At 63.1% G+C, this 26,297-nt stretch carries 26 protein-coding genes and 1 pseudogene; 16 read left to right on the forward strand and 11 right to left on the reverse strand.

The genetic code is table 11. The features are described from left to right. The first annotated feature begins 6 nt into the window (after positions 1–6). The 5 genes from WMW70_RS10415 to hemN all read left to right on the forward strand — a co-directional run bounded on the left by WMW70_RS10415 (position 7) and on the right by hemN (position 5,417). Complete coding sequence (locus WMW70_RS10415) at positions 7–519, forward strand: FixH family protein (RefSeq protein WP_341437434.1); 513 nt, start codon at positions 7–9, stop codon at positions 517–519. A gap of 8 nt (positions 520–527) precedes the next feature. Further along, positions 528–2,927, forward strand: coding sequence for a heavy metal translocating P-type ATPase (locus tag WMW70_RS10420; protein WP_341437435.1), 2,400 nt, complete (start codon positions 528–530; stop codon positions 2,925–2,927). Positions 2,928–3,020: 93 nt separating this feature from the next. Then, complete coding sequence (gene ccoS / locus WMW70_RS10425; protein ID WP_341437436.1) at positions 3,021–3,239, forward strand: cbb3-type cytochrome oxidase assembly protein CcoS; 219 nt, start codon at positions 3,021–3,023, stop codon at positions 3,237–3,239. After that, entirely contained in the window at positions 3,232–3,915 is a 684-nt protein-coding gene (locus WMW70_RS10430) for a sulfite exporter TauE/SafE family protein (protein WP_341437437.1), read from the forward strand. Before ccoS ends, WMW70_RS10430 begins: the two co-directional genes overlap by 8 nt. Positions 3,916–4,034: 119 nt before the next feature. After that, positions 4,035–5,417: an oxygen-independent coproporphyrinogen III oxidase gene (hemN, locus tag WMW70_RS10435; protein ID WP_341437438.1), complete on the forward strand. Its 1,383-nt coding sequence runs from the start codon at positions 4,035–4,037 to the stop codon at positions 5,415–5,417. Positions 5,418–5,538: 121 nt separating this feature from the next. On the opposite strand, the gene WMW70_RS10440 is transcribed toward hemN, so the two are convergent. Continuing rightward, the gene (locus WMW70_RS10440; protein WP_341437439.1) at positions 5,539–5,967 is read right to left on the reverse strand and encodes a hypothetical protein; all 429 of its coding nucleotides are present in this window, start codon (positions 5,965–5,967) and stop codon (positions 5,539–5,541) included. 161 nt (positions 5,968–6,128) lie between these two features. Here WMW70_RS10440 and fnr point away from each other — a divergent pair, with 161 nt between their 5' ends. The 4 genes from fnr to WMW70_RS10460 all read left to right on the forward strand — a co-directional run bounded on the left by fnr (position 6,129) and on the right by WMW70_RS10460 (position 9,378). Continuing rightward, on the forward strand, positions 6,129–6,863 hold the full coding sequence (gene fnr, locus WMW70_RS10445) for a fumarate/nitrate reduction transcriptional regulator Fnr (protein WP_341437440.1): 735 nt from the start codon (positions 6,129–6,131) through the stop codon (positions 6,861–6,863). Positions 6,864–6,891: 28 nt separating this feature from the next. Beyond that, positions 6,892–7,440, forward strand: a complete 549-nt coding sequence (locus WMW70_RS10450; RefSeq protein ID WP_341437441.1) for an adenine phosphoribosyltransferase — start codon at positions 6,892–6,894, stop codon at positions 7,438–7,440. 3 nt (positions 7,441–7,443) lie between these two features. Beyond that, entirely contained in the window at positions 7,444–8,259 is an 816-nt protein-coding gene (locus WMW70_RS10455; RefSeq protein ID WP_341437442.1) for an ion transporter, read from the forward strand. A 291-nt stretch (positions 8,260–8,550) separates the two neighbouring features. After that, positions 8,551–9,378 (forward strand): metal-dependent hydrolase, encoded by an 828-nt coding sequence (locus tag WMW70_RS10460; RefSeq protein ID WP_341437443.1) that lies wholly within the window; start codon positions 8,551–8,553, stop codon positions 9,376–9,378. Positions 9,379–9,400: 22 nt separating this feature from the next. Here WMW70_RS10460 and WMW70_RS10465 read toward each other — a convergent pair whose 3' ends face one another. Both WMW70_RS10465 and WMW70_RS10470 read right to left on the reverse strand, forming a co-directional pair. Continuing rightward, complete coding sequence (locus WMW70_RS10465; protein WP_341437444.1) at positions 9,401–10,966, reverse strand: cation:proton antiporter family protein; 1,566 nt, start codon at positions 10,964–10,966, stop codon at positions 9,401–9,403. A 124-nt stretch (positions 10,967–11,090) separates the two neighbouring features. Then, on the reverse strand, positions 11,091–11,813 hold the full coding sequence (locus tag WMW70_RS10470; RefSeq protein ID WP_341437445.1) for a TetR family transcriptional regulator: 723 nt from the start codon (positions 11,811–11,813) through the stop codon (positions 11,091–11,093). A gap of 115 nt (positions 11,814–11,928) precedes the next feature. Between WMW70_RS10470 and WMW70_RS10475 the strand changes: the two genes are divergently transcribed. The 4 genes from WMW70_RS10475 to WMW70_RS10490 all read left to right on the forward strand — a co-directional run bounded on the left by WMW70_RS10475 (position 11,929) and on the right by WMW70_RS10490 (position 15,455). Further along, positions 11,929–13,482 carry a flavin-containing monooxygenase gene (locus tag WMW70_RS10475; protein ID WP_341437446.1) on the forward strand — a complete coding sequence of 518 codons (1,554 nt, stop codon included), beginning with the start codon at positions 11,929–11,931 and terminating at the stop codon, positions 13,480–13,482. Beyond that, positions 13,479–14,360, forward strand: a complete 882-nt coding sequence (locus WMW70_RS10480) for an SDR family NAD(P)-dependent oxidoreductase (protein ID WP_341437447.1) — start codon at positions 13,479–13,481, stop codon at positions 14,358–14,360. Before WMW70_RS10475 ends, WMW70_RS10480 begins: the two co-directional genes overlap by 4 nt. A 193-nt stretch (positions 14,361–14,553) precedes the next feature. Continuing rightward, positions 14,554–14,802 (forward strand): hypothetical protein, encoded by a 249-nt coding sequence (locus tag WMW70_RS10485; protein WP_341437448.1) that lies wholly within the window; start codon positions 14,554–14,556, stop codon positions 14,800–14,802. A 200-nt stretch (positions 14,803–15,002) separates the two neighbouring features. Next, a complete protein-coding gene (locus WMW70_RS10490; protein WP_341437449.1) occupies positions 15,003–15,455 on the forward strand; it encodes a MarR family winged helix-turn-helix transcriptional regulator in 453 nt (150 codons plus the stop codon). A 264-nt stretch (positions 15,456–15,719) separates the two neighbouring features. Here the strand turns inward: WMW70_RS10490 and WMW70_RS10495 are convergent, their stop codons facing one another. From WMW70_RS10495 to WMW70_RS10515, 5 genes are all read right to left on the reverse strand, one after another. Next, the gene (locus WMW70_RS10495; protein WP_341437450.1) at positions 15,720–17,087 is read right to left on the reverse strand and encodes an aspartate aminotransferase family protein; all 1,368 of its coding nucleotides are present in this window, start codon (positions 17,085–17,087) and stop codon (positions 15,720–15,722) included. A 27-nt stretch (positions 17,088–17,114) separates the two neighbouring features. Continuing rightward, entirely contained in the window at positions 17,115–18,461 is a 1,347-nt protein-coding gene (locus WMW70_RS10500) for a glutamine synthetase family protein (protein ID WP_341437451.1), read from the reverse strand. A gap of 177 nt (positions 18,462–18,638) precedes the next feature. Then, positions 18,639–19,196: a helix-turn-helix domain-containing protein gene (locus WMW70_RS10505; RefSeq protein WP_341437452.1), complete on the reverse strand. Its 558-nt coding sequence runs from the start codon at positions 19,194–19,196 to the stop codon at positions 18,639–18,641. 25 nt (positions 19,197–19,221) lie between these two features. Next, positions 19,222–20,511, reverse strand: a complete 1,290-nt coding sequence (locus tag WMW70_RS10510) for an NAD(P)/FAD-dependent oxidoreductase (protein WP_341437453.1) — start codon at positions 20,509–20,511, stop codon at positions 19,222–19,224. Between the two features lie 102 nt (positions 20,512–20,613). Continuing rightward, entirely contained in the window at positions 20,614–21,762 is a 1,149-nt protein-coding gene (locus tag WMW70_RS10515) for an acyl-CoA dehydrogenase family protein (RefSeq protein ID WP_341437454.1), read from the reverse strand. A 399-nt stretch (positions 21,763–22,161) separates the two neighbouring features. On the opposite strand from WMW70_RS10515, the gene WMW70_RS10520 reads away from it, so the two are divergent. Next, positions 22,162–22,590, forward strand: coding sequence for an organic hydroperoxide resistance protein (locus tag WMW70_RS10520; RefSeq protein WP_341437455.1), 429 nt, complete (start codon positions 22,162–22,164; stop codon positions 22,588–22,590). 74 nt (positions 22,591–22,664) lie between these two features. On the opposite strand, the gene WMW70_RS10525 is transcribed toward WMW70_RS10520, so the two are convergent. Together WMW70_RS10525 and WMW70_RS10530 are read right to left on the reverse strand one after the other, a co-directional pair. Further along, positions 22,665–22,964, reverse strand: coding sequence for an antibiotic biosynthesis monooxygenase (locus WMW70_RS10525; protein ID WP_341437456.1), 300 nt, complete (start codon positions 22,962–22,964; stop codon positions 22,665–22,667). A gap of 71 nt (positions 22,965–23,035) precedes the next feature. Continuing rightward, complete coding sequence (locus tag WMW70_RS10530; protein WP_341437457.1) at positions 23,036–23,773, reverse strand: SDR family oxidoreductase; 738 nt, start codon at positions 23,771–23,773, stop codon at positions 23,036–23,038. A 286-nt stretch (positions 23,774–24,059) separates the two neighbouring features. Between WMW70_RS10530 and WMW70_RS10535 the strand changes: the two are divergent. Beyond that, a pseudogene (locus tag WMW70_RS10535) lies at positions 24,060–24,992 on the forward strand (AraC family transcriptional regulator N-terminal domain-containing protein). Positions 24,993–25,145: 153 nt separating this feature from the next. Further along, positions 25,146–25,358, forward strand: a complete 213-nt coding sequence (locus WMW70_RS10540; RefSeq protein ID WP_262183764.1) for a cold-shock protein — start codon at positions 25,146–25,148, stop codon at positions 25,356–25,358. A 267-nt stretch (positions 25,359–25,625) separates the two neighbouring features. On the opposite strand, the gene recR is transcribed toward WMW70_RS10540, so the two are convergent. Then, the gene (gene recR, locus WMW70_RS10545; protein WP_341437458.1) at positions 25,626–26,225 is read right to left on the reverse strand and encodes a recombination mediator RecR; all 600 of its coding nucleotides are present in this window, start codon (positions 26,223–26,225) and stop codon (positions 25,626–25,628) included. Positions 26,226–26,297 lie beyond the last annotated feature (72 nt).

Below are 26,297 nucleotides of genomic sequence, written 5' to 3' on the forward strand. Positions count from 1 at the left end.
AAGACCATGACAGAGCAAAGCCCCGAGATCATCAAGCCCTGGTACAAGCAATTCTGGCCCTGGTTCCTGATTGGCCTGCTGGCCTACTCGGTGGTCCAGGGGCTGACCTTGCTGACCATCGCCACGAAGAACCCGCCGGGGCTGATTTCCGATGACTATTACGATGTCGGCAAGGGCATCAACCAGTCCCTGGAACGGGAAAACCATGCGGTTCGCCTGAAGCTCAGCGCCACCCTGGTGCTTGACGATGAAACCGGGGTTGCCAGCCTGCAGCTGCAGGGCAATAGCCGCCCGCAACAACTGGTGCTCAACCTGATCTCGCCGACCCAGCCGGAGCGCGACCGCCGGGTGGTCCTGCAACCCCAGGACGATGGCAGTTACAGCGGGCAGATGATCGACGCCATTGAAGGCCGCCGTTTCGTCGAGCTCATCGGCCAGGAAGGCGGCAAGGACTGGCGCCTGTTCGAAGAGGAAAACGTCGCCAGTGGCAACAGCATCCGCCTCGGGGATGAGCAGTAAGCGCAGCGATGGCCAGCCCAACCCCCTGCTACCACTGTGGCCTGCCGGTGCCTGCCGGCAGCCGCTTCCAGGCCGAGATTCTCGGTGCGCGCCGCGAGCTTTGCTGCCCCGGCTGCCAGGCGGTGGCTGAGGCCATAGTCGCCGGCGGCCTGGAGCACTACTACAAGCACCGCAGCGAAACCGCCGCCAACCCGCAGAGCCTGCCCCAGGCCCTGCCCGACGAGTTGGCCCTGTATGACCGCCGCGATGTGCAACAGCCCTTTGTCGAACATGACGGCGAACTCAGCGAGACCTGCCTGCTGATCGAAGGCATCAGCTGCGCGGCCTGTGGCTGGCTGATCGAGAAACACCTGCGCGACCTGCCCGGCGTCAGCGAGGCGCATCTCAACCTGTCCAACCACCGCCTGCAGGTGCGCTGGGCCGACAGCCAGCTGCCGTTGAGCCAACTGCTCAAGGCCCTGCGCAAGATCGGCTACGCCGCCCACCCCTGGCAGGCCGACGCCGCCGCCGAACAGTTGCAGCGGGAAAACCGCCGCGCCATGCGCGAACTGGGGGTGGCCGGCATGCTGTGGATGCAGGTGATGATGGCGAGCATGGCCACCTGGCCGGAATTCAATATCGACCTCAGCCCCGAGCTGGACCAGATCCTGCGCTGGGTCAGCCTGTTTCTCACCACGCCCATCGTCTTCTACTGCTGCGGCCAGTTCTTCCGCGGCGCGTTGCGCGACCTGCGCACCCGCCACCTGACCATGGACGTATCGGTGTCCCTGGCCATCGGCGGGGCCTATGTGGCCGGTATCTGGTCGACCGTGACCGGCCAGGGCGAGCTGTATTTCGATGCCGTGGGCATGTTTGCCCTGTTCCTCCTGGCCGGCCGTTACCTGGAGCGCCGCGCCCGTGAACGCACGGCGGCAGCCACCGCGCAGCTGGTCAATCTGCTGCCGGCCTCCTGCCTGCGCCTGGAGGCCGACGGCCACAGCCAACGCATTCTGCTGAGCGAGCTGCGTACGGGCGACAGCGTGCTGGTCCCACCCGGTGCCCTGCTGCCGGCGGACGGACGCATCCTGCAAGGCACATCCAGTGTCGACGAGTCCCTGCTGACCGGCGAATACTTGCCGCAACCCCGCGCCGCTGGCGACAGCGTCACCGCCGGCACCCTCAACGTCGAAGGCCCGCTGACCGTACAGGTGCAAGCCCTCGGCGACGCCACCCGACTGTCGGCCATCGTCCGCCTGCTGGAGCGTGCGCAGAGCGACAAACCGCGCCTGGCGGTGCTGGCCGACCAGGTGGCGCAGTGGTTCCTGCTGATCGTCCTGGTCGCCGCCGCTGTGGTCGGCCTGGTCTGGTGGCAACTCGACCCCTCGCGCGCCTTCTGGGTGGTGCTGGCCTTGCTGGTCGCCACCTGTCCCTGCGCCCTGGCCCTGGCCACCCCTACCGCGCTGACCGCCGCCACCGGTTCCCTGCACAAGCTGGGCCTGCTGCTGACCCGCGGCCATGTGCTGGAGGGCCTGAAGCAGATCGATACCCTGGTACTGGACAAGACCGGCACACTCACCGAGGGCCGCCTGACCCTGAGCGCCATTCACCCCTTGCGCGAGCTGGATGCCGACAGCTGCCTGGCCCTGGCCGCCGCCCTGGAAAACCGCTCCGAACACCCGATTGCCCGCGCCTTTGGCCAGGCCCCTGAAGCCGCAGAAGCGGTCGACAGCCATCCGGGGCTGGGCCTTCAGGGACGTGTTGGCGAGCATCTGCTGCGTATTGGTGAGGCGGGTTTCGTCTGCGCACTCAGCGCTCAGGCGGTACCTATGATTACCGGCGAACACGGCCAGTGGCTGCTGCTGGGTGATGAACAAGGCCCACTGGCCTGGTTCGTACTGGATGACCGCCTGCGCGAAGATGCACCGCAACTGATCGCCGCGGCCAAGGCCCGGCATTGGCAGATCATGCTGCTGTCCGGCGACAGCTCGCCAATGGTCGGCGAAGTGGCACGCCAGCTGGGCATCAAGGATGCCCGCGGCGGCCTGACCCCGGATGCCAAGCTGGAGGTGCTGAAGCAGCTGCACAATCAGGGCCGCCGGGTGCTGATGCTCGGCGATGGGGTCAACGACGTGCCGGTACTGGCCGCCGCCGATATCAGCGTGGCCATGGGCAGCGCCACCGACCTGGCCAAGACCAGCGCCGATGCGGTGTTGCTGTCCAACCGCCTGAGCAGCCTGGTGCAGGCGCTACACATGGCGCAACGAACCCGGCGCATCATCATCGAGAACCTGACCTGGGCCAGTCTGTACAATGGCCTGGTGCTGCCCTTCGCCGCCATGGGCTGGATTACCCCGATCTGGGCCGCCCTGGGTATGTCGGTCAGCTCATTGCTGGTGGTGTTGAATGCCTTGCGGCTCACGCGCCCGTAGGCTGGATCAGGCGTCACCGCTCCACCAGCGCGCCGCCATGGTGGATGTAAAAAGCGACATCCACCCTACATACTGCCCGAAACCGGAGATTCCATGCCCGCGCTCTATATCCTGATCCCGGTCGCCATTGCTCTGGTCGGTTTCGCCATCTGGCTGTTCTTCTGGGCGGTGGACAGCGGCCAGTACGATGACCTCGACGGCCCGGCCCACAGCATCCTGTTCGACGACGAAGACCCCAAGCACCAGGCCGCGGTCAACCAGGCCCAGCAGGACAGCACCCCGCCAGGCCCCGAGGACAAGCCCGGTGCCTGAACTGCTACCCCTGCTGGTGTCGGCGCTGATCCTCGGCCTGCTCGGCGGCGGCCATTGCCTGGGCATGTGCGGCGGGCTGATGGGCGCGCTGACCCTGGCCATCCCTCCCGAACAACGTGCGCGCCGCTTGCAGCTGCTGCTGAGCTACAACCTGGGGCGCATCCTCAGCTACAGCCTGGCCGGCCTGCTGCTCGGCCTGGCCGGCTGGGCGGTGGCGGCCAGCCCACTGGTGATGGGCCTGCGCGTGGTTGCGGCGCTGCTGCTGATTGCCATGGGTCTGTACCTGGCCGGCTGGTGGAGCGGCCTGACCCGTATCGAGGGCCTGGGCCGCGGCCTGTGGCGGCATATCCAGCCGCTGACCCGGCGCTTTATGCCGGTCACCAGCCTGCCCCGCGCCCTGGTCCTGGGCAGCCTGTGGGGCTGGCTGCCCTGCGGCCTGGTCTACAGCACTCTGCTCTGGGCCGCCAGCCAGGGCAACGCCCTGGACAGCGCCGCCCTGATGCTGGCCTTCGGCCTCGGCACCCTGCCGGTGCTGCTGGCCACCGGCATGGCCGCCGAACGCCTGACCGCCCTGCTGCGTCAACGGGGCGTGCGCATGGCCGGCGGCATCCTGGTCATCCTGTTCGGCCTATGGACGCTGCCCGGCCCGCACCAGCACTGGCTGATGGGCCATTGAGACGGCCATACGCCGCAATAGCACAGCCTCAGCCCGCGGCCCCATGATCCAAGTCAAAACACGTCAGGCGAGGCACTCTTAGACTTCCCGGTACTGATAGCCAAACCGGGAATGCCCGCATGCTCGACGCCATCCAATGGGACACCAGCCTGATCCGTCGCTACGACCAGGCCGGCCCTCGCTATACCTCCTACCCCACCGCCGTGCAGTTCCATGAAGGCATCGGCCAGTTCGACATGCTTCACGCTCTGCGCGACAGCCGCAAGGCGCTGCGCCCGCTGTCGCTGTATGTGCATATCCCGTTCTGCGCGCACATCTGCTACTACTGCGCCTGCAACAAGGTCATTACCAAGGATCGCGGTCGTGCCCTGCCCTACCTGGAAAAACTGCAGCGGGAAATCGAGATCATCGGCCGCCATCTCGACCCACAGCAAAAGGTCGAACAGCTGCACTTCGGCGGCGGCACGCCGACCTTTCTTAGCCACGATGAGCTGCGCCACCTGATGGCCCATCTGCGCCAGCACTTCAACCTGCTGGATGACGACAGCGGTGATTACAGCATCGAGATCGACCCGCGCGAGGCCGACTGGTCGACCATGGGCCTGCTCCGCGAGCTGGGTTTCAACCGCGTCAGCCTCGGCGTGCAGGATCTCGACCCGGCGGTCCAGCGGGCGGTCAACCGCCTGCAGACCCTGGAAGAAACCCGCGCCATCGTCGAAGCGGCGCGCACCCTGCAGTTCCGCTCGATCAATATCGACCTGATCTACGGCCTGCCGCTGCAGACCCCGGAGCGCTTTGCCCGCACCGTCGACGAAGTCATCGCCCTGCAGCCCGATCGCCTGTCGCTGTTCAACTACGCCCATCTGCCCGAGCGCTTTATGCCGCAACGGCGGATCGACAGCGCCGACCTGCCCAGCGCCGGCGACAAGCTGGCCATGCTGCAGGCCAGCATCGAACAGCTGAGCGCCGCCGGTTACCGCTATATCGGCATGGATCACTTCGCCCTGCCCGACGACGAACTGGCCAGCGCCCAGGAAGATGGCAGCCTGCAACGCAATTTCCAGGGCTATACCACCCATGGCCACTGCGACCTGATCGGCCTCGGGGTGTCATCGATCAGCCAGATTGGCGACCTCTACTGCCAGAACAATGCCGACCTGAGCAAGTATCAGGAAAGCCTGGCCCAGGGCGAGCTGGCGACGGTGCGCGGCCTGCACTGCAATGCCGACGACCGCCTGCGCCGCGCAGTGATCCAGCAGCTGATCTGCCATTTCCGCCTGAACTTCGGCGAGATTGAACAGGCTTACTCGATAGATTTTCGCAGCTACTTCGGTGAAATATGGCCGCAACTGCAGCAGATGGCCCAGGACGGCCTGATCCAGCTGGACCAGCAGGGCATAGAAGTGCGGCCAACCGGTCGCTTGCTGGTGCGCTCGCTGTGCATGCTGTTCGACCACTACCTCACCGAACACAATCGCCAGCGCTTTTCCCGGGTGATCTAGGGTCTGCCAAGTGTTCCACGCCCCCGTAGGGTGCGCCGTGCGCACCTGACCAGGCCGCGGTCTCTTGCTGGTACCGGGGTACAGGGAACAGGCGGTGGCATGGCACACCGTGCTTGGTCGCCTAGCTGATGCTCAACGTGGCCACTTCCTGCATTTGTTGGGCGCTCAACCCCTGCTCCCGCACCGTCTTGAGCAGCATCGCGCTGGCGCTGCTCAACGCCCCCGGCAACGAAGCCAGCTCGCCCTGCAGGGCCTCGATGCGCATACGCCGGGTATCGGCCATCAGCGCCGTCAACTCGACCTTCTTCTGCACGATCTGCGCCTTGAGCGCACGGATCATCCTGAGGACCTGCTTGAGCCTGTCCGCCAGGCTGCTCTCGTCGATATCGCGGTTTTTCTGCGCCGCAGCGGAATGCACCTTGCCCAACGCGGACAAGCTCACCCGCAAACCATCGCGCAGCGCCTGCCCATCCTCATGGCTGCTCTCGGCAGCAGCGTTCCTGCGCTGCAGTGCTATGCTCAGACGGTTGCTCAGCACAGTCGAATCCACTCGCAGATGGGTGCTCCTTGCAGCCTGGGGAAATCCTCTGGCGTGTCGGCTGCCAAGGGGGCAAACTTGAGCGCCCGGTCAGACTTCAGTCTGACTGGCTGCACGCCAAGTCCTGCTGTAACCTTGCTGGCATTGTCTGTTTAACCAAGGAAGCGCTGCCGATGTCCGAAAGCATCAAGTTGCACAGCACCCACCATGTTCATTGCAATGACTGCAGCCTGGCCAGCCTGTGTCTGCCGCTTTCGCTGAACATGGAAGACATGGACGCCCTGGACGATATCGTTAAACGCGGCCGCCCCCTGAAAAAGGGCGAGTTCCTGTTCCGCCAGGGCGACGCCTTCAACTCGGTATTCGCGGTGCGTTCCGGCGCACTGAAGACCTTCAGCCTGAGCGATAGCGGCGACGAGCAGATCACCGGCTTTCACCTGCCCAGCGAACTGGTCGGGCTGTCCGGCATGGACAGCGAAATCTACCCGGTCTCGGCCATGGCCCTGGAAACCACCTCGGTGTGCGAGATCCCGTTCGAGCGTCTGGACGAGTTGTCCGTGCAGCTGCCGCAACTGCGCCGCCAGCTGATGCGCATCATGAGCCGCGAGATCCGCGACGATCAGCAGATGATGCTCCTGCTTTCGAAGAAAACCGCCGACGAACGCATCGCCACCTTCCTGGTCAACCTGTCGGCGCGCTTCCGCGCCCGCGGCTTCTCCGCCAATCAGTTCCGCCTGGCCATGTCGCGTAACGAAATTGGTAACTATTTGGGCCTTGCGGTAGAGACCGTGTCTCGCGTATTTACTCGCTTCCAACAGAACAAGCTGCTCGAAGCCGAAGGCAAGGAAGTGCATATTCTCGACCCCATCGAGCTGTGCGCCTTGGCCGGCGGTAATCTCGAGGGCTGATTGACCTGCAACGGCCAGGATACCCACGATGATTTTCGACGAGTTCAGCATCAAGACCCTGATCCGCCCGGTTAAGGACTTCCCCAAACCCGGCGTGATCTTCCGTGACATCACCCCGCTGTTCCAGTCGCCGCGCGCCCTGCGCATGGTCGCCGACAGCTTTATCCAGCGTTATGTCGAAGCCGAGTTCAGCCATATCGGAGCCATGGACGCGCGCGGTTTTCTGGTCGGTTCGATCATCGCCTACGAGCTGAACAAGCCACTGATCCTGTTCCGCAAACAGGGCAAGCTGCCCGCCGATGTGCTCAGCGAACGCTATCAGACCGAGTACGGCGAAGCCCTGCTCGAAGTCCATGCCGACAGCCTCTGTGAAGGCGACAAGATCGTCATGTTCGATGACCTCATCGCCACCGGCGGCACCCTGCTGGCCGCCGCGCAGCTGGTCCGGCGCATGGGCGCGAGCATCTACGAGGCCGCGGCAATTATCGACCTGCCGGAACTGGGCGGCTCGCAGAAGCTCCAAGACATCGGCATCCCGACCTTCACCCTCACCGCCTTCGCCCTTAACGACCAATAAATCATGCCCGAATACAGTTTGACCCCGAGTACCACTGCTTGGCGCTCGCGCCTGGCTGCGCTGATGGAAAGCCAGACCATCACCCGCCTGGTCACCACGCTGATCATCCTCAACGCCGCAATCCTCGGCATGCAGACTTCTCCCGGCCTGATGGCGCAATGGGGCGAGCTGCTGCTAGGCCTGGATCAGCTGATCCTGCTGCTGTTTATCCTCGAACTGGGCCTGCGCTTCGTCGCCCGCGGCCTGGGCCTGCTGCGCGATCCCTGGGCGGTGTTCGACTGCCTGGTGGTGGGCATCGCCCTGGTGCCGGCCAGCGGTCCCTTTGCCGTGCTGCGTGCGCTGCGGGTCTTGCGCGTGCTGCGGCTGATCTCGATCAACCCGAATATGCGCCGGGTGGTACAGGCGCTGCTGTCCTCCCTGCCGGGGATGGGCAGCATCGCCATGCTGCTGGGTCTGGTGTTCTACGTGGCCGCGGTGATGGCCACCCAGCTGTTCGGCGAGGCCTTCCCCGAATGGTTCGGCAGCCTGGGTGCCAGTCTCTACACCCTGTTCCAAGTGATGACCCTGGAAAGCTGGTCGATGGGCATCGTGCGCCCGGTGATGGAAACCTTCCCGCTGGCGTGGATGTACTTCCTGCCGTTTATCCTGATCGCCACCTTTATGATGCTCAACCTGTTTATCGCCGTGGTGGTCAATGCCATGCAGACCACCCATGAACAGGAAGCCAAACTGGCCCCACCCTCGCCCACCGAGCAACTGCTCCTCGATGAACTGCGTGCCCTGCGCACGGAAGTGGCCGAGCTGCGCCAGCAGCGCTAAGCCTTACCCTGAGTGCCCGAAAGCGCCGCGCGCTGTGGCGTATTCGGGTTATGGGCTCAGGGGATTCATAGGCCTGACAGGCAAGCACAGGCCTCCATCCCGCACGGCAAACTGTCGGACAACTAACCATAAGTTGGCGTTAAAACGGCCGCCATGGCCAGAAATGACCTCGCAGCAAAACCGCCCTGGGCTAAAGATTCAGCACGGCCACAGACAGCCCTCGCGCTGTCGATCCCGCCTGATAACAAGAGCGGTCGCACAGCGCGACCAATATGCCCAGGAGTCGCCCCTATGACAGCCCAAAGCAGCACCCCAAGCGCCAGTTTCCCGGTTCGCCGCATGGATTTCAGCTTTAGCGATAGCCAGAAATTCTGGTTCGCCGGCGACCCCTTTATGAGCCATTTCATGAACAACCTGTCGTCGCTGTTTCCCTATGGCGAGAAGTTCTTCGTCGACAGCGTGCGCGCCGTTCGCAATGAGGTTACCGAGCCGCAACTGAAGAAGGACATCAGCGCCTTTATCGGCCAGGAGGCCATGCACTCCAAAGAACACGCGGCCTACAACGACTACGCCGCCAAGCACGGCATCGATCTTGAGCGCCTGGAATTGCGGATCAAGGTACTGCTCGAGTGGATCACCAAGATCAGCACCAAGAAACACCGCCTGGCCGCCACCTGCGCCCTGGAGCACTTCACCGCGACCATGGCCGAGCAGCTGCTGCAGCGCGAAGACCTGACCACCCAGATGAACGACCCCAAGCTGTATCAGCTGTGGATGTGGCACGCCATCGAGGAAAACGAGCACAAGGCGGTCTGCTACGACGTGTACCAGCAGGTCTATGGCGGCTACTTCACCCGCACCATCATGATGGCCATCACCACCCTGATCTTCGTCGGCGTGATCGGCTGGTTCCAGGTGCACCTGCTGCGCAAGGACGGCCAGCTGTTCAACTGGCGCAGCTGGGGCAAGGGCCTGAAGATGCTGTTCGGCCCACGCAACGGCTTCCTGACCAAGCTGCTCCTGCCCTATCTGGACTACTACCGTCCCGGCTTCCATCCGCTGGACCACGACAGCAAGGCGCTGGAACAACGCTGGCGTCATCGCCTGGGCTTTAACTAGCAACCAGGCCGGAGCCTGTCGTTTAATCGCGACGGTCTCGGCCACGCTGCTCGAGATCGCGGTACACATGTTCGGCGAGGCCGGCCCCGGCCTCGCTCATGGTCAGGTAGGTACGATCCGCCCCGGCCTGCTGGATACGCCGGGCGATGTCCTCATACATGGCATGGGATACCAGCAAACCGGCAAAGCCTCGGGCACGCAGCTTCTCGGTGGAAATGATCTTCGCCTCGGCATCGTTCAGGGCCAGAATCACCGCATCGACCTGCGGCATCTCCAGGTGCTGCCAGAACATCTGATCCTCACCGTCGGCGAACAGCACCTGACGCCCGGCCTTGGTGCTCTGCTCGATCACCACAGGGTCGGAGTCGAGCCCCACCACCCGATAGCCCTTCTCCTGCAGGTAATCGTATGCGGCGCGCCCGGTGCGGCCCATGCCCATCACCAGTACCTGGGCATCGCCAAGGGACACCGGCTGTTCATCGGGGTGGCGGATATTGCGTTCCAGGGGGATCAGGCGCTTGGCCAGCCGTTCATAGAGCGGGTGAGCGATACGGTTGAGCGGCGCGGAAATGACAAACGACAGCGCCACGGTGATGGCCAGCGGAATCATCCACTCCGGCAACACCACGCTGGCCATGATCAGGCCGAATTCGCTGTAGTTGGTCAGGCTCACGCCGGTGAGGAAAGCGCTACGCGCGCGCAGGCGGAATAACATAAACAGAAAGAAGAACAGCATCCCCTTGAGCGGCAGCAGCACAGCCATGACTATGGCGAACAGCAGGGCCTCGCCATCCGGCAGGCCGCCGATGCCGATCTGTAGAAAGAAGCCAACCAGAAACACTTCCTTGATGCCCCACAACGAGTTGGACAGCTCGGTGGCACGCTTGTGCTTGGCCAGCATCGCGCCAAAGGCCAGTGCCCCCAGCTCGGAGCTCAGGCCCAGTTGCTCGAAACCATGCCCGCCCACCACCAGGGCCAGCAACAGGCCGAGCAGCACCATCAACTCCTCGTGGCCACTGGCATCGAGCAGGCGAAACAACAAGGGCCGCAACAGCGGCAGGCCGAACAGCAGCAACGCCCAGGCCGAGGGAATCTTGCCGCTGGCCAGGCTCATCACCACCAGGGCGATCAGGTCCTGGATGATCAGCACACCAATCGCCACCCGGCCGTGGAAGGCGCGCAACTCGCGCTTGCCCTCCAGTACCTTGGCCGCCAGCACGGTACTGGAAAACGACAGGGCAATGGCCAGCAGCAGGCCCTGCTGCCAGGCCAGATCGAGAATCAGCATGATCGCCGGCAGGAAGATCAGGCTGGAGATGGTGAAGTGCAGCAGGCCACCACCGATCACCTCGCGCCGCGCCAGGTTGCCCAGTTTGAGTTTGAGGCCGACGGTAAACAGCAACAGCAGCACACCCAGGTGGGCGATATGTTCCAGCGCCACACTGTCGCGCGGGCCGACGCCGATATGGTCACCAAAGCCGGCCAGGGCAAAACCGGCGGCCAGGTAGCCCACCAGCGGCGGCAAGCCTATAGCCCGCGCGCCCAACCCCATGACAAAGGCAAAAGCGATCCAGGTTGCTTCAATCATGGGCGGTCCTTAGCGAAAACACTGAAAAACGGCCTGCACACGGCCTGCGCAATAGCGCAGAACCAGGATAAGCCCAGAGCTGTGACAGCAGCTTGATTGATATCAGTGTGCCAGAGCCCCCCGCCTACTCGACTGGCAATTTAAGCTGGCCCAGGCTCTGCAACACGCTGGCCCCGGTAAACAGCATAACGATCTGCTCCTCGGCCAGGGCGCAGATCGCCGTGCGCCGCTCAGGCTGGCCGATATAGTCGAGGGATAACTGAAACAGGTTACGGCTGATCAGGTTGGAGACCTGCAAGACCACGCTGGGGTCGAGCATATCCGGCATCAGCTTGAAGGACACGATGTCCTCGGCCATATCGGCCCCGAAGTCATCCATGATGTTCTGCAGCGCCGTGCGCAACACCGGCGAAGCGCCATGCAGCTCGCGCACGCCGATGATAAAGGCCTCGGGGTTCTGCGCGACGAAATCGAAGAACAGCTGCACGGTTTCATGGCAGACCCGCCGCCCGCGCTGCAAGTCGATGCCAAACAGCATCGGCGAGCCTGCCTGGGCCGACTGCACCGCCCGATCGGCCGCTTCCCGGCGCAGATCGCGCAAGGGCTGGCGCAACTGGGTGGAGATCTGCCGAATCACCGTCAGGCCCAGATCGTCCACATCCTTGAAGTGCCGGTAGAAGGTGTTGGGATTGAGCCCGGCTTCGCGCGCCAGCTCGCGCAGGCCCAGGTTGCTCAAGCTGCGGCTGGTTGAGGTGAGACGTAACGCTGCGTCCAGCAGTAAACGCTTGCCCGGGGCTTCGCTGGACTTTTCCGCGTTCTGCTGACGCTCATCGGAATCGGCGTGCATGGCAAACCCTAGCTAAAAGTTGGTTGGTGATGGGGGCACTTGCTGGAGAGTATACAACTGTCTACCTTGGTGCACAGTTGTATACGCCAACAATAACCATAACAGGAGCTTGGCCATGAATGCCTCCGTCTCACCTCCCGGTTCTGCCCGTCACTGCAAGGTTGCCATTATCGGCAGCGGTTTTTCCGGCCTGGGTATGGCCATCCGCCTCAAGCAGGAGGGTGAACACGACTTCCTGATGTTCGAGAAAGAAGCCGGCGTCGGTGGCACCTGGCGGGTCAACAATTACCCGGGTTGCGGCTGCGATGTGCAATCGCACCTGTACTCCTTCTCCTTCGAACAGAACCCCAACTGGACGCGCATGTTCGCCAAGCAGCCGGAGATCCAGGGCTACCTGGAAGGTTGCTGGGAAAAGTACCGCCTGAGCAACCACACCCTGCTCAACACCGAAATCGCCCGCATGGCCTGGGACGAGCAGGAAGAACTCTGGCACATCAGCGACCGTGCAGGTAACAGCTACACCGCACAGTTCGTGGTATCCGGCATGGGCGCGCTGTCCACCCCGTCGATCCCGGCCCTCAACGGCCTGAGCACGTTCAAGGGCAAGGTGTTCCACTCCCAGCAGTGGGACCACGACTACGACCTGACGGGTAAAAAAGTGGCGGTGATCGGCACCGGTGCCTCGTCCATCCAGTTCGTGCCGCAGATCCAGAAGCAGGTCGCCCAACTCGACCTCTACCAGCGCACCGCTCCCTGGATCATGCCCAAGCCGGACCGCGCCATCAGCGATCGCGAGCGTGACCGCTTCAAGCAATTCCCGCTGCTGCAGAAGCTCTGGCGCGGGGTGATCTACGCCATGCTGGAAAGCCGGGTGATCGGCTTCTCCGTACTGCCCAAGGTGATGACCCTCGCCCAGAAAGTCGGCAAGTGGTACATCAACAAGCAGATCAAGGACCCGGTGCTGCGCGCCAAGGTCACCCCGGATTATCTGATGGGCTGCAAGCGCGTGCTGATCAGCAACGATTACTACCCGGCCCTGACTCAGCCCAATGTCGACCTGATCACCGACGGCATCGAGGAAATCCGCGCGGGCAGCATCCGCACAGTGGACGGCAAGGAACGCGAGATCGACGCCATCATCTTCGGCACCGGCTTTACCCCCAGCGACCCACTGCCACGCGGCGTGCTGTTCGGCCGTGGCGGCGTTGATCTGCTCGACACCTGGCCGGATGGCCCGCAGGCTTACAAGGGCACGCTGACTGCCGGCTTCCCCAACCTGTTCTTCCTGATGGGCCCGAACACCGGCCTGGGGCATAACTCGATGGTCTACATGATCGAGTCGCAGATCCATTACGTGCTCGGCGCGCTCAAGCTGGTTGGCCAGCAGCAACTGCAGAGCCTGGAAGTCAAACAGGCGGTACAGGACAAGTTCAACGGCAAGCTGCAAAGCAGCCTGGGCAATACCGTATGGAACGCCGGCGGCTGCGTGAGCTGGTACCTGCACCCGGTCAGCGGGCGCAACTGCACGGTATGGCCCGGCTTCACCTGGCGCTTCCGCCTACTGACACGCACCTTCGACCCGGCGGCCTATCATTTCAGCCGCAAGCAGGCGGCCCATCCGGCGCAAAGCAACGCCATCCCATTGACTGCCCAGGAGGTCAGCGCATGAAGTCGTTCGAAAACAAGGTAGCTGCCATCACTGGTGCCGGCTCGGGTATCGGCCGCGCCCTGGCCTACGGCCTGGCTCGTCAGGGCTGCCAGCTGGCGCTCTCCGATGTGAATGGCGAAGGGCTGGCGGAAACCGCTGCCCAGGCACGCAAACTTGGGGTGAAGGTCAGCGAAACCCTAGTCAACGTCGCCGACCGCGAGGCCGTACACGCCTGGGCGGAGCAGGTGGTGGCCGACTTCGGGCGGGTCAACGCCATCTTCAACAACGCAGGCGTCGCCCAGGGCGGCACCGTGGAAGGCAACGATTACGCCGACTACGAGTGGATCATGAACATCAACTTCTGGGGCGTGGTCCACGGCACCAAGGCCTTCCTGCCGCATATCAAGGCGTCCGGCAGTGGCCATATCGTCAATGTATCCAGCGTCTTCGGCCTGTTCTCCCAACCGGGCATGAGCGCCTACAACGCCACCAAGTTCGCCGTGCGCGGCTTTACCGAGTCGCTGCGCCAGGAGCTGGATATGGCCGATTGTGGGGTGTCGGCCAGCTGCGTGCACCCGGGCGGGATCAAGACCAATATCGCCAAGACCGCACGGATGAACGACAGCCTGAGCAAGGTCACCGGCCAGGATGCCGACAAGGCGCGCCAGCAGTTCAACGACCAGTTGCTGCGCACCACGCCGGAGAAAGCCGCCCAGGTGATCATCAATGGTGTGCTGGGCAACAAGCGGCGCATCCTGATCGGCCCGGACGCCTACGCCCTGGATGGCATGCAGCGCCTGCTGCCGGCCTTCTACCAACGCGTGGTGACCGCCTCCATGCGTCTGGCCGCGCGCTTTGCGCCCAAGGGCAAGGCCAGGGCAGCGCAAGCCGCCGAGTAACAGCCCGCAAGCAGACACAGGGCCGGCCATTGCCGGCCCTGTGCGTTTGTCGGTTCGGGCGCACCCCTCTGCCAGCTGGGTTATGGTGTTAGTAGCCAGTCGCAACTGGCTTTGTCACCACCAGGCTGAGCCATCGCCTTGCACTATCCAGTACTCGTGCCGATGGTCACAGCCCGAACAAGAGGGCAAGCCCATGACCGTCATGCACTGCGTCCACCGCGACCATCGCATCAGCACCGACATCCTCGAACATCCTGGCATTCCCACTCCCTGGGCCGGCGGCTGCCATATCACCGATCCGCAGGGCCACACCAGCAAACGCCTGACCCTGCCGGTGGACTATGCCTTCCTCGATGAACTGGACAAGGCCCAGCGTGCTTCCCTGGCCCACGGCAAATGGTTGGTGGACCAGAAACTGGATCACGGCCGCGCACTGTTCTAGCTGCCTGCTCCAGGCCGCAGCCAACAGCGCCTGGAGACGCCCCGGCTGCGTGGGGTACAACAGCCAGCGCCTCAAGCTGAACGTCGGCAACCAGCGGGTGACCCAGCCAGGATGCGGACACCCGCCTCGACGCACAGCTGGCGCAATAGCTGTTTGCGCGATAGCTTTATGCGCACCACCGACAATTACAGGCGAATGCCATGACCACTCAAGTGGAGCCCTGCGCCGAACTGCTGCTGGATAACCAGCTGTGTTTTGCCCTCTATTCCACCTCGCTGCTGATGACCAAGACCTACAAGCCGTTGCTACAGGCCCTGGGCCTGACCTACCCGCAGTACCTGGCAATGCTGGTGCTCTGGGAAAATGACGGCATCACCGTCGGCGAAATCAGTGCGCGCCTGCTCACCGATCCCGGCTCACTCACCCCCCTGCTCAAGCGCCTGGAAGCCGAAGGCCTGCTGCATCGGGTACGCAGCAGCCAGGACGAACGCGTGGTGCACCTGCACCTGAGCGACAAGGGCCGCGCCCTGCATGCCCAGGCCAAAACCCTGCCCGCCTGTATTCTCAAGGCCAGCGGTCTGTCGCTGGAACAGATCGGTACACTCAAGCAGGAACTGGTCGCGCTGCGTGGTCAGCTGCAAGAGTCGCTCTAGCAGGCAACCCAGGTAAAAGGCTATGTACTCGCTAGGTGTCGCATAGTTCGCCGGGCGAACAGGTGCGGTGCGCCAGGGTAGACAATGAGCTCTCGGTGCGCACAGCGCACCCTACGGAGGCAGGGTCGCGCGCACTCAGCGGCTACACCTCGCCGTTACAGGGTATTAGCGCATAACCAACGCAAAAGGCCCCGACACTGAAATCAGGGTCGGGGCCTTTTCGGGTCAGGGCTGTCAGACGGCGTCGCGGCTAAAGCCCCTCCACTAATTGCCGCCGTGCAACTGCTCCAGAGTCAGGTCCAGGCACAGGCGCGCCTTTTCCACCAGCTCGTCGATCTCGGCTTTGCTGATCACCAGGGGCGGCGCAATGATCATGGTGTCGCCCACGGCGCGCATGATCAGGCCGTTGCTGAAGCAGTGCCCGCGGCAGATCATGCCCACGCCCACCTCGCTCGGATAGCGCTTGCGGCTGGCCTTGTCCTGCACCAGTTCGATCGCGCCGAGCATGCCGACACCGCGTACCTCGCCCACCAGGGGGTGATCCGCCAGGGTCGCCAGGCGCTGTTGCAGGTAGGGGCCGGTGTCGTTCTTGACCCCCTCGATAATGCCCTCCTCCTTGAGGATGCGCAGGTTCTCCAGGCCCACTGCCGCCGCCACTGGATGCCCGGAGTAGGTAAAGCCGTGGTTGAAGTCGCCGCCTTCGTTGATCACCGCGAACACCTTGTCGCTGACGATCAAGCCGCCCATGGGCACGTAGCCGCTGGTCAGGCCCTTGGCGATGGTCATCATATCGGGCGCGAGGTCATAGTAATCGCTGCCGAACCACTCGCCGGTACGGCCGAAACCGCAGATCACCTCGTCGGCGACAAACAGAATGTCGTACTTGGCGAGGATTTCCTTGATCCGCGGCCAGTAGCTGGACGGCGGAATGATCACCCCGCCCGCGCCCTGAATCGGCTCGGCGATAAAGGCGGCGACGTTCTCTTCACCCACTTCGAGAATCTTCGCCTCCAGCTGGTCCGCGGCCCAGATACCGAACTCCTCCGGGCTCATTTCACCACCGTCGGCGAACCAGTAAGGCTGCGGGATATGCACGATGCCCGGGATCGGCAGGTCACCCTGTTCATGCATGAACTTCATCCCGCCCAGGCTCGCGCCGGCCACGGTGGAGCCGTGATAGCCGTTGATGCGGCCGATAATCACCTTCTTGGCAGGCATGCCCTTGCACGCCCAGTAGTGACGCACCAGGCGCAGCATGGTGTCGTTGCCTTCCGAGCCGGAGCCGGTGAAAAACACATGATTCATGCCGGCCGGGGCCACATCCGAGATGGCCTTGGCCAGCTCCAGCACTGGCGGGTGGGCGGTCATAAAGAAGGTGTTGTAGAAGGCCAGCTCGCGCATCTGCTTGCTGGCGGCCTGCACCAGTTCCTCACGGCCATAGCCCACGGCCATGCACCAGAGACCGGCCATGCCGTCGAGGATCTTGTGGCCTTCGCTGTCCCACAGGTACACGCCCTCACCCTTGGTGATGATGCGCGGGCCCTTCTCGGCCAGTTGCTTGAAATCGCTGAACGGTGCCAGGTGATGGTCGCGGCTCATGGCCTGCCATTGAGCAGTTTTTGGGTTATTCATAGCCCCTCCTTACAAGTACCAGCGGTATTAGAGATACCAGCGGTATTCGCGCTGATTGATTTCATTCAAAAAGGCCAGATGATCCTGGCGTTTGTTCTCGCAATAGACCATGACGAACTCCTCGCCCAGGCGGGCATTCACCGCCGGGCTGGCATGCATCTGGCGCACGGCTTCGAGCATGTCGGTGGGGAAGTCGATGCCGCTTGCGCGGTCGTCATTCAGCGGCGCGATCGGCTCGCGGCGCGCCTCCAGGCCCTGTTCGATGCTGCACAGCAGCGCGGCCAGCACCAGGTAGGGGTTGGCGTCGGCACCGGGCAGGCGGAATTCCAGGCGCAGGTTGCGCTCATCGGACTCGGGGATGCGCACGCAAGCGTCGCGGTCCTCATAGCCCCAACTGGCCTTGCTCGCCGAGTTGACCATGGCCCCGAAGCGGCGATAGCTGTTGTGGTTGGGCGCGTAAATCGGCATCAGCTGCGGCAGCAGATCCAGGCAACCGGCCACGGCATGGCGCAGCGGTTGCTGCTGATCTTGCGCCAGCAGATTGTTGCCCGCCGCGTCATAGAGGCTGACATGGATATGCATGCCGCTGCCCGGGTACTGCAGATAGGGCTTGGCCATAAAGCTGGCGCGATGACCATGCTTGAGCGCCACGCCGCGGGTACTGCGGCAGAACAGCGCCGACCAGTCGGCGGCCTGTAGCGGATCTTCACAGTGGGCGAAGTTGATCTCGAACTGCCCTGGGCCCAGTTCGGCAGTAATCACCGTGGCCTCGACACCTTGCTCGCGGGCGGTCTCGGTCATATCGTCGAGCACTTCGCTAAAGCGCGACAGGCGCTCGATATGCATATTCGGCTGATCGTCGGCATCGCCGCTCAGGTCGTCGCGGGGGAACTGCGGCAGGCCCTCCTTGAGCGACTTGTCGAACAGATAGAACTCCAGCTCGAAGGCCACTACCGGGCGGATGCCCTTGCGCGCCAGACGCTCGACCACCCGCGCCAGTACTTCCCGCGGCTCGAACTCGATGGGTGCCTCGGTGCCGTCGGAGCTGATCAGCATCTGCCCCAGGGGTTGCTTCTCCCAGTTGACGTACTTGAGCGTGCCGGGGATCAGCCGCCGCGGCGCATCCGGGTCGCCGTCTCGGAAGCAGTAGTCGCCGATCTCGTAGAGGCCGCCCTGGGCACCGAGCAGCACGCAGTTCTGCGGCAACTTTAGGGCGCTGCCGGCGGCGACCTTCTCCAGCATATCGATGGGATAGCGCTTGCCATAGAAATGCCCGGGAATATCCAGACAGATCAGGTCGACGAAGCGCACCTCGGGGTGGCGTTGGCGGAAGGCACGGACCTCATTGAGCAGGTCGGTACTGGGGGCTGTCATTGTTATAAGTCCTTGGTAAGGGGATATGGCAAACAGGCTGTTGAAAAACTACCTACGTTGGCAATCCTGCGTTGAAAACGGCCTCAAAATGCTCATTTACAGCTCGTAAACTCCGCTTTCTCGGCCGTTTTCGCCTTGTCTTGCCTGCCTCGCCTACGCTTTTCAAAAGCCTGCGAGTCAGTTGTAGACCCAGAGCACCCGCGCAGGTGCCTCACTCTGGTTGGCGTAGCGGAAGCGGGCGTAACTTGAAACCTGGAAGGCGTCGCCGGCCTGCAGGGTGGCGCACTCCTCCTCTTCGCCGAGCCACAGGGTCAACTCGCCTTCGAGCACATAGCCGCCCTGCTCCGAGCGGTCGCTCATCTGCCGCTCGCCGCTGCTGGCACCGGGCTCCAGCAGGCTTTCGAGCATGTTGAAAGCACCGTGCATATTCGGCGAGGTGAGGATGTCGGTGATGCCGTTGGCGAAGTACAGGGTGCGCCGCTCGCCCGGGCGGGTAACCCAACGCAGCGCCCGCGGCTTGGCCAGGCTGTAGAAATAGGTGGTGGGCACATCCAGTGCCTCGCTGATGGCGGTCAGGTCGGCCACGGTCGGGCGCGACAGGCCGCGCTCGACCTGGGAGACGAAGCCCACCGAACGGCCGATGCGCTCGGCCAGCTCATTGAGGGTCACCTTCTTGTGCTTGCGCAGGTCGTGGATAAGGATGGCCAACGCGGCCATTTCTTCTTGCTTGTCCATGACGGCTCCCGAATCAAATGGCGAATTAAACGAAGTCACGGAGGCGATACCAGGCCTTGCCCACGGCCTCCAATGGCGCGGCCAGCCGCTCGCCGCCGGGGAAGCGCGGATTGCGCAGGCCCTGGTAGAGCAACAGCTCGTCGCTGTTACCGAGAATGGCGTCAGCCACCGCCCGGGCACCCGCCAGCGTCGGCAACACGCCATGGCCGGAGTAGCCCTGCAGCCAGTAACGGTTGTCCGCGCCACCGATATCCGGGGTGCGGTGCATGCTGATATCCAGGTGGCCGCCCCAGGAAAATTCGATGGGCACACCGGCCAGCTGCGGGAACACCCGCTCGATAAAGGGCCGGGTGGCCGCGGCGATATCCCTGGGCAGACCGCCCAGGTAGGTGCAGCCGCCGCCGAACAGCAGGCGGTTGTCCGGGGTGCGGCGGAAATAGTCGAGCACGAACTGGTTGTCGGTGACGCAGCTGTTGCGCGGCAGCAGGGACTCGGCCAGGGCCGGGTCCAGCGGCGCGGTGGCCACCTGATAGTTGCCCACCGGCAGGATGCGCCCCGCCAGCTGTGGGTCGAGCCTGTCGATATAGGCATTGCAGGCCAGCACCAGCACCTCGGCCTGCACGCTGCCGGCGGCGGTCGCGAGGTGATAGCCATCAGCTCCACAGTGGTAGCTCAGTACCCGGCTCTGCTCGTGGATCACCCCACCGGCGCGCTCGAAGACGGCGGCCAGGCCCAGGGCCAACTTGAGCGGATTGAGATGGCCGCCCAGAGGGTCGAACAGGCCGGCCTGATAACGCTCGCTGGCCACCCAGCTGCCGAGCTGGTCGCGGGGGATAAACTGCAGCTGGTCATGGCCCCACTTGTGCGCAGCGTGCTCCTGCCACTCATGCAGGATGGCCACCCGCCGCGGCATCACTGAGGTCCACAGATGGCCGGCGCGGTAGTCGCAGTCGAAGCCGTAGCGCTGCGGCAGCGCGCGGATTTCGTCGGCGGCCCAACGCATGCCATCCCACAAACGGCGTGCGCGCTCCAGGCCGAGGGCCCGCTCCAGCGGCGGCATATCGCAGGACCAGCCGAGAATCGCCTGACCGCCATTGCGTCCCGAGGCCGCCCAGGCCACCCGACTGGCTTCCAGCAGCACCACGCGTTTGCCGGCCTCGGCCAGGCGCAGCGCCGTATGCAGGCCACTGAAACCGGCACCAACCACCGCTACGTCATAGCGCTGCGCGCCGGCCAGTGGCGCGTATTCGCGCAGTTGTTCACGGCAACTGTGGGCGTAGTAGGTGTCGAGATGCTGCTCGGACTGCTTGAACATAAACAACTCATGAAATTATTTATTTATAATTTCATGAAAAGTTACACTCTAAATTTCATAAAGGCAAGCCAGTGCGTGCAGCCCGCCGCCGCCTCGGTCGAGCTACAGCCCCATCTGCTTGCTGATGATCTCGTTCATGATCTCCCGCGAACCGCCGCCAATGGAGAGGATGCGATTGTCGCGATACAGGCGCTCCACCAGAGACTCGCGCATATAGCCCATGCCGCCCATGATCTGCACCGCGTCGTAGGTCAGGCGGTCGGCGATATCGGTGGCGAAGTTCTTGGCCATGGAGATCTCCTTGATCACGCTCTTGCCGGCGGCCATCTTCGCCGCCTGGCGGTAGGTGAACTCGCGGGACACTTCCAGCTGGGTGGCCATCTCGGCCAGGCGATGCTTGAGCACCTGGAACTTGCCGATTGGCTTGCCGAATGCCTGGCGCTCCCGAGCCCAGGTCAATGACTCTTCCAGCGCCAGTTGCGCGGTCATATTGGCCATGATCGCCAGGCTTAGGCGCTCGCTCTGAAAGTTGGCCATGATGCAGGCAAAGCCCATGTTCTCCGCACCGATCAGATTCTCCACTGGCACCAGGCAGTCATCGAAGAACAGCTCGGCGGTGTCCGAAGCCCACCACCCCATCTTCTTCAACTTGCGCCCGACGCTGAAACCCGGCGTGCCCTTCTCGATCAGCAGCAGGCTGACACCACCGAAACCGTCGCCGCCGGTGCGCACCGCCACCGTGTAGTAGTCGGCGCGCACGCCACTGGTAATAAAGGTCTTGCTGCCGCTGACGCGATAGAAGTCGCCGTCGCGCACCGCGCGGGTCTTGAGGTTGGCCACGTCGGAGCCACCGGAGGGCTCGGTCACCGCCAGGGCCATGATCTTCTCGCCCGCCAGCACCTGCGGCACCACCCGGTCACGCACCTGGGGCCTGGCCCATTTGACGATGGGCGGCAGGCCGATATCCAGAGAACCCAGGCCCGCCACCAGACCGCCAGAGCCGCTGCGCATCAGCTCCTCGCTGGCCGCCACCTTGGCAAATACGTCGCCCTCATGGCTGCCACCAAACTGCTCCGGGTAGCCGATACCGAGGATGCCCGCCGCACCGGCCTTGAGGTACAGCTCGCGGGGAAACTCCTCGGCCTCCTCCCAGTCGTCGATATGCGGCAGGATCTCGCGCTCGACAAAACGCCGCACCGAGTCGCGGACCAGTTGGTGGGAGGCGTCGAAGTATTCCTGGAAAGCAGACATAGGGGATTCCCAGTGAGGTTTCAGGAAAAATACCAAGCGCTTGCTTGGTTTACAAGCCATGGATAGCGCCAGATGCCAGGGCATAAGCGACCGCACGGGATGGGCATCGTCTGCTAATAGGCCAAATGGATTGGCCTCTGCCGGCGCTCAAGCAGCGCCCGCTTGCCTTTCCCGGAGCGGCAACAGGCCCGCCAGATTGGCTTATTCCAGAACATATGATTCTTATCGCTAAAAATTTCAACCAATATCTTGCGCGCAATATGTTTGCGGGCTACATTTCGCCTCGATAACTTAGTTTGCGCACAAAAAATTATCGCAACACAAAACCTGCACATCACAACCTGGTCGAACCACCGGCAACACCCGCCGGACCTCCACCTTCTATAGAGAGCAATAGCCATGTCGATCGAAAACGTTGCATACCGTGCCTACGCAGAAGCCACCGGCGGCCGTGACGGCCGCGCCATCTCTTCCGACGGCGTCCTCGATGTCGCCCTGACCACCCCTAAAGAACTTGGCGGTGCCGGCGGTGCGGGCACTAACCCGGAGCAGCTGTTCGCCGCCGGTTACTCGGCCTGCTTTATTGGCGCGATGAAATTCGTCGCCGGCCGCGACAAGCTGGCGATGCCTGCAGATGCCTCGATTGAAGGTGTAGTGGGCATTGGCGCGATCCCCAACGGTTTCGGCATCGAAGTCGAATTGCGCATCAGCCTGCCAGGCATGGACCGCGAGCAAGCGCAAACCCTGATCGACCGCGCGCACATCGTCTGCCCTTACTCCAACGCCACCCGCGGCAATATCGACGTCACCCTGACGCTGCTCGACTAACTTGCCCCGGCCGACACGACGAAGCCCCGCGACTGGTCAAACAGCGACGGGGCTTCGTCGTTGTGCCGCCGGCCTCAGACCGATGAGGTCGGTTCGGCACAGCCGCAATCGAGACTGCAGATCAGCCCGGCTCCCAGGGCGTCAGTAAAAACCTGCTGCGCCAGAGGCGCGGCAAAGAAGCGCTGCATCGCCCGCGCCGAATACCAGTCGCCGCACAGCAGCCAGAGCTGTTCATCCTGCGCCGCGCGACGGACCTCCAGGCCCAGGCAATCGCTAGCCGTGTCGGCCAGGCTGGCGAGGCGTTGCAGACAGCGGCCCAACTCGGCCGCGCGGCCAGCTTGGGCGCGGATAAGTGTCGTATGGCTAATCGGCATAAGGCCCTCCTTATCCATGGCGTATCGCCGCAAGCCCGTTGCTGCGTTTTGCCCAGCTTTGCCCGCTGGACTCAATAGGCACTGGCGGTCGGGCGCACGATCAACTCGCTGACATCGACATCCGCCGGCTGCTCGACCGCATAGGCAATGGCACGGGCAATCGCGTCCGGGGCGATGGCGACCTTGCGGAACGCCTTCATCGCCTCACGACTCGACTCATCGGAAATGCTCTCGGCCAGTTCCGACTCGACCACCCCCGGCGATACCAGGGTCACCCGAATATCGCCGCCGACCTCCTGACGCAGGCCTTCGGAGATGGCGCGCACTGCGTACTTGGTCGCGCAATACACCGCGCCGGTCGGCACCACGCTGTAAGCCCCGATCGAGGCGATATTGACCAACTGGCCACTGCGCTGGGCCTGCATCAGTGGCAGCACGGCGGCGATGCCATGCAGAACGCCGCGGATATTCACGTCGATCATCCGGTCCCACTCATCCACCTTCAGCGCCTCAAGCGGCGAAAGCGGCATCACGCCGGCGTTGTTGATCAACACATCGACGCGACCGAAGCGCTCGACGGCGAAATCGACAAAAGCCTGAGTGTTCGCACGGCTGGTCACATCCAGTCGGCGGAACTCGGCCGTACCACCCGCCTCACGGATCTCGCCGACCAGGGCCTCGAGCCTGTCGCTGCGCCGGGCACCGAGCAGCACACGTGCCCCCTTGTGCGCCAGCAAACGAGCACAGGCCTCGCCTATGCCGCTGCTGGCACCGGTGATCAAAATGACTTTGCCTTGAACGTTCAGCATGGGGGCATTCTCCAGAAGCTGTTGAGTGGAACTACAGCAGCAGAGACTAGAGAGATGGCCCACCGAGGGTTAGACGATTACTGGAGCATTCTTGCCTGATACTGCTTTATGTCTGGCAGCACCTGTTCGTAGCAGTTACTCGTCATTCAGACTTGCTTCGCCGTACACCCCAGCTATTTGCCTATTTGTGGCGAATATTTGCCTGATCCTGCATTGCCAATCTCGGCGGCAATACTTGCCTGAAAGACCAGGCTAAGCTCCGGCGATACCTTGAGGAGATGCCCCGATGCCCGCACCCGCCACCTTGCCGCGCACATCCGGCAGCGACCTTGAGCAGCGCCAGGTCGAGCTGGCGGCGCTGATTCAGCGGCTGACCCCGGCCGAAGACCTGCATGCCACCGCCATCGACGGCCTGCACCTGATTCGTACCGACCAGCCCACCCTGCCCATGCCGGTGCTGTACAACCCCTGCCTGTGCATCATCGCCTAGGGCAGCAAGGAAGTACGCCTGGCCGATCAGCCCTATCGCTACGACCCGCTGAATTATCTGGTCGCCTCGGTCACACTGCCGGTATCGGGCCAGGTGATAGCGGCCTCCCCCGAGCAGCCTTACCTGAGCCTGCGCCTGGATATCGACCCCACGCAGCTCAGCGGCCTGATCGCCGATGCCGGGCCGATCGGCTTGGCCGGGACGGCGGGCGATGGGCGCGGTCTGTTTCTGGACAGGATCGACGACGCCCTGCTCGACGCGGTGATCCGCCTGACCCGCCTGCTGGAAAGCCCGCGGGATATCGCCATGCTCGCACCCCTGGCGCTGCGCGAGATCTTCTATCGCCTGCTGCACAGCCCCCAGGGCCGTTATCTGCACGAGATCGCCATTGCCGACAGCCAGGGCCAGCGCATCGCCCGCGCCATCGACTGGCTCAACAAGCACTACGACCAGCCACTGCGCATCGAACACCTGGCCCGCGAGGTCAACCTCAGCCCATCGACCCTGCATCACCGCTTCAAGACGGTCACCGCCCTCAGCCCGCTGCAGTATCAGAAGCAACTGCGCTTGCAGGAAGCCCGCCGCCTGATGCTCTGCGAGGGCCTGGAAGCGGCCTCGGCCAGCTACCGGGTCGGCTATGAAAGCCCGTCGCAATTCAGCCGTGAATACAGCCGTTTATTCGGCGCGCCGCCCCTCAGAGACCTGGCCAGACTGCGAAATAACGGCTGAGCCACAACAAAAACAAAATGAATTAGCTTCAATACCAGCACGGAACGTAAAAACGGCCTAGAATGCACAAGCTGAACAGTAGTAATCAGCAAAACCGCATAGGTGCTATGAATATTCTGGCACCGCAATTCGTATCGATTTAAGAGAAACATCATGGCTAATCGCGAAACTGGCACCGTCAAATGGTTCAACGATGAGAAGGGCTTCGGCTTCATTACCCCGGCTAACGGCGGCGATGATCTGTTCGTGCACTTCAAAGCAATCCAGAGCGACGGTTTCAAAAGCCTGAAAGAAGGCCAAACCGTTACCTACGTGGCCGCCCGCGGTCAGAAAGGTATGCAAGCTGAAGAGGTTCAGGTGGCCTAAGCCTCTGACCTGTTCTAGATAAGCCCTGCAGATGCGGGGCTTGTTTTTTTCTGCGGCCTGAAAGCCAACACAAGATGGCAAAGGCAAGACCCGCAGGGTGCAACGCCCGCAGCGGTAACCTGATTTCCCTCACCCAGATATCGTCAGCACTGCATGCAGGGCTAATGCCGTTGCACGCCCCCTCTCCCGCAGTTATTCGCTGCCGCAACTATATGGCCAGGCACCTTCGCGCGCACACCTGTCGTTATGGGCAGCCCTGGAAGTGCTCTACAGCTGAATCGGACGACGCCCGGCAATCGAATGCGCCAGGGTGCCGCCATCGACCAGTTCCAGCTCACCGCCCAGAGGCATGCCGTGGGCGATACGCGAAGCGATCAAGCCCTTGCCCGCCAGCAGCTGGGCAATGTAATGGGCGGTCGCTTCACCTTCCACCGTGGGATTGGTGGCCAGTATCACCTCAGCGAAACTGCCGGCGGCGATACGCGCCAGCAACTCGGGAATGCCTATGGCTTCCGGCCCCAGGCCGTCGAGTGGCGACAGATGGCCCTTGAGCACAAAGTAGCGCCCACGAAAACCGGTGTGTTCCACCGCGTACACATCCATTGGCCCTTCCACCACGCAAAGCAGGCTGTCGTCGCGGCGTGGATCGAGGCACAACTGGCACACCTCATCCTCGCTCAGGTTGCGACACTGCCTGCAGTGCCCCACCCCTTCCATCGCCTGGGTCAACGCCTGGGCCAGACGCATGGCACCCGAACGGTCACGCTCGAGCATCTGCAAAGCCATGCGCTGGGCAGTCTTCTGCCCCACACCGGGCAGGATGCGCAGAGAATCGATCAGTTGACGGATCAGTGGGCTAAAGCTCATGGCAAGGCATCACATGGGTTATGGGCGGATGGAAACGACGGCGGGCCACTTCCATAGAAGGTTTCAGCCAAT

Origin of the sequence: Pseudomonas sp. XK-1 (assembly GCF_038069885.1) — a bacterium.
In the GTDB taxonomy this organism is placed as follows: Bacteria; Pseudomonadota; Gammaproteobacteria; order Pseudomonadales; family Pseudomonadaceae; genus Aquipseudomonas.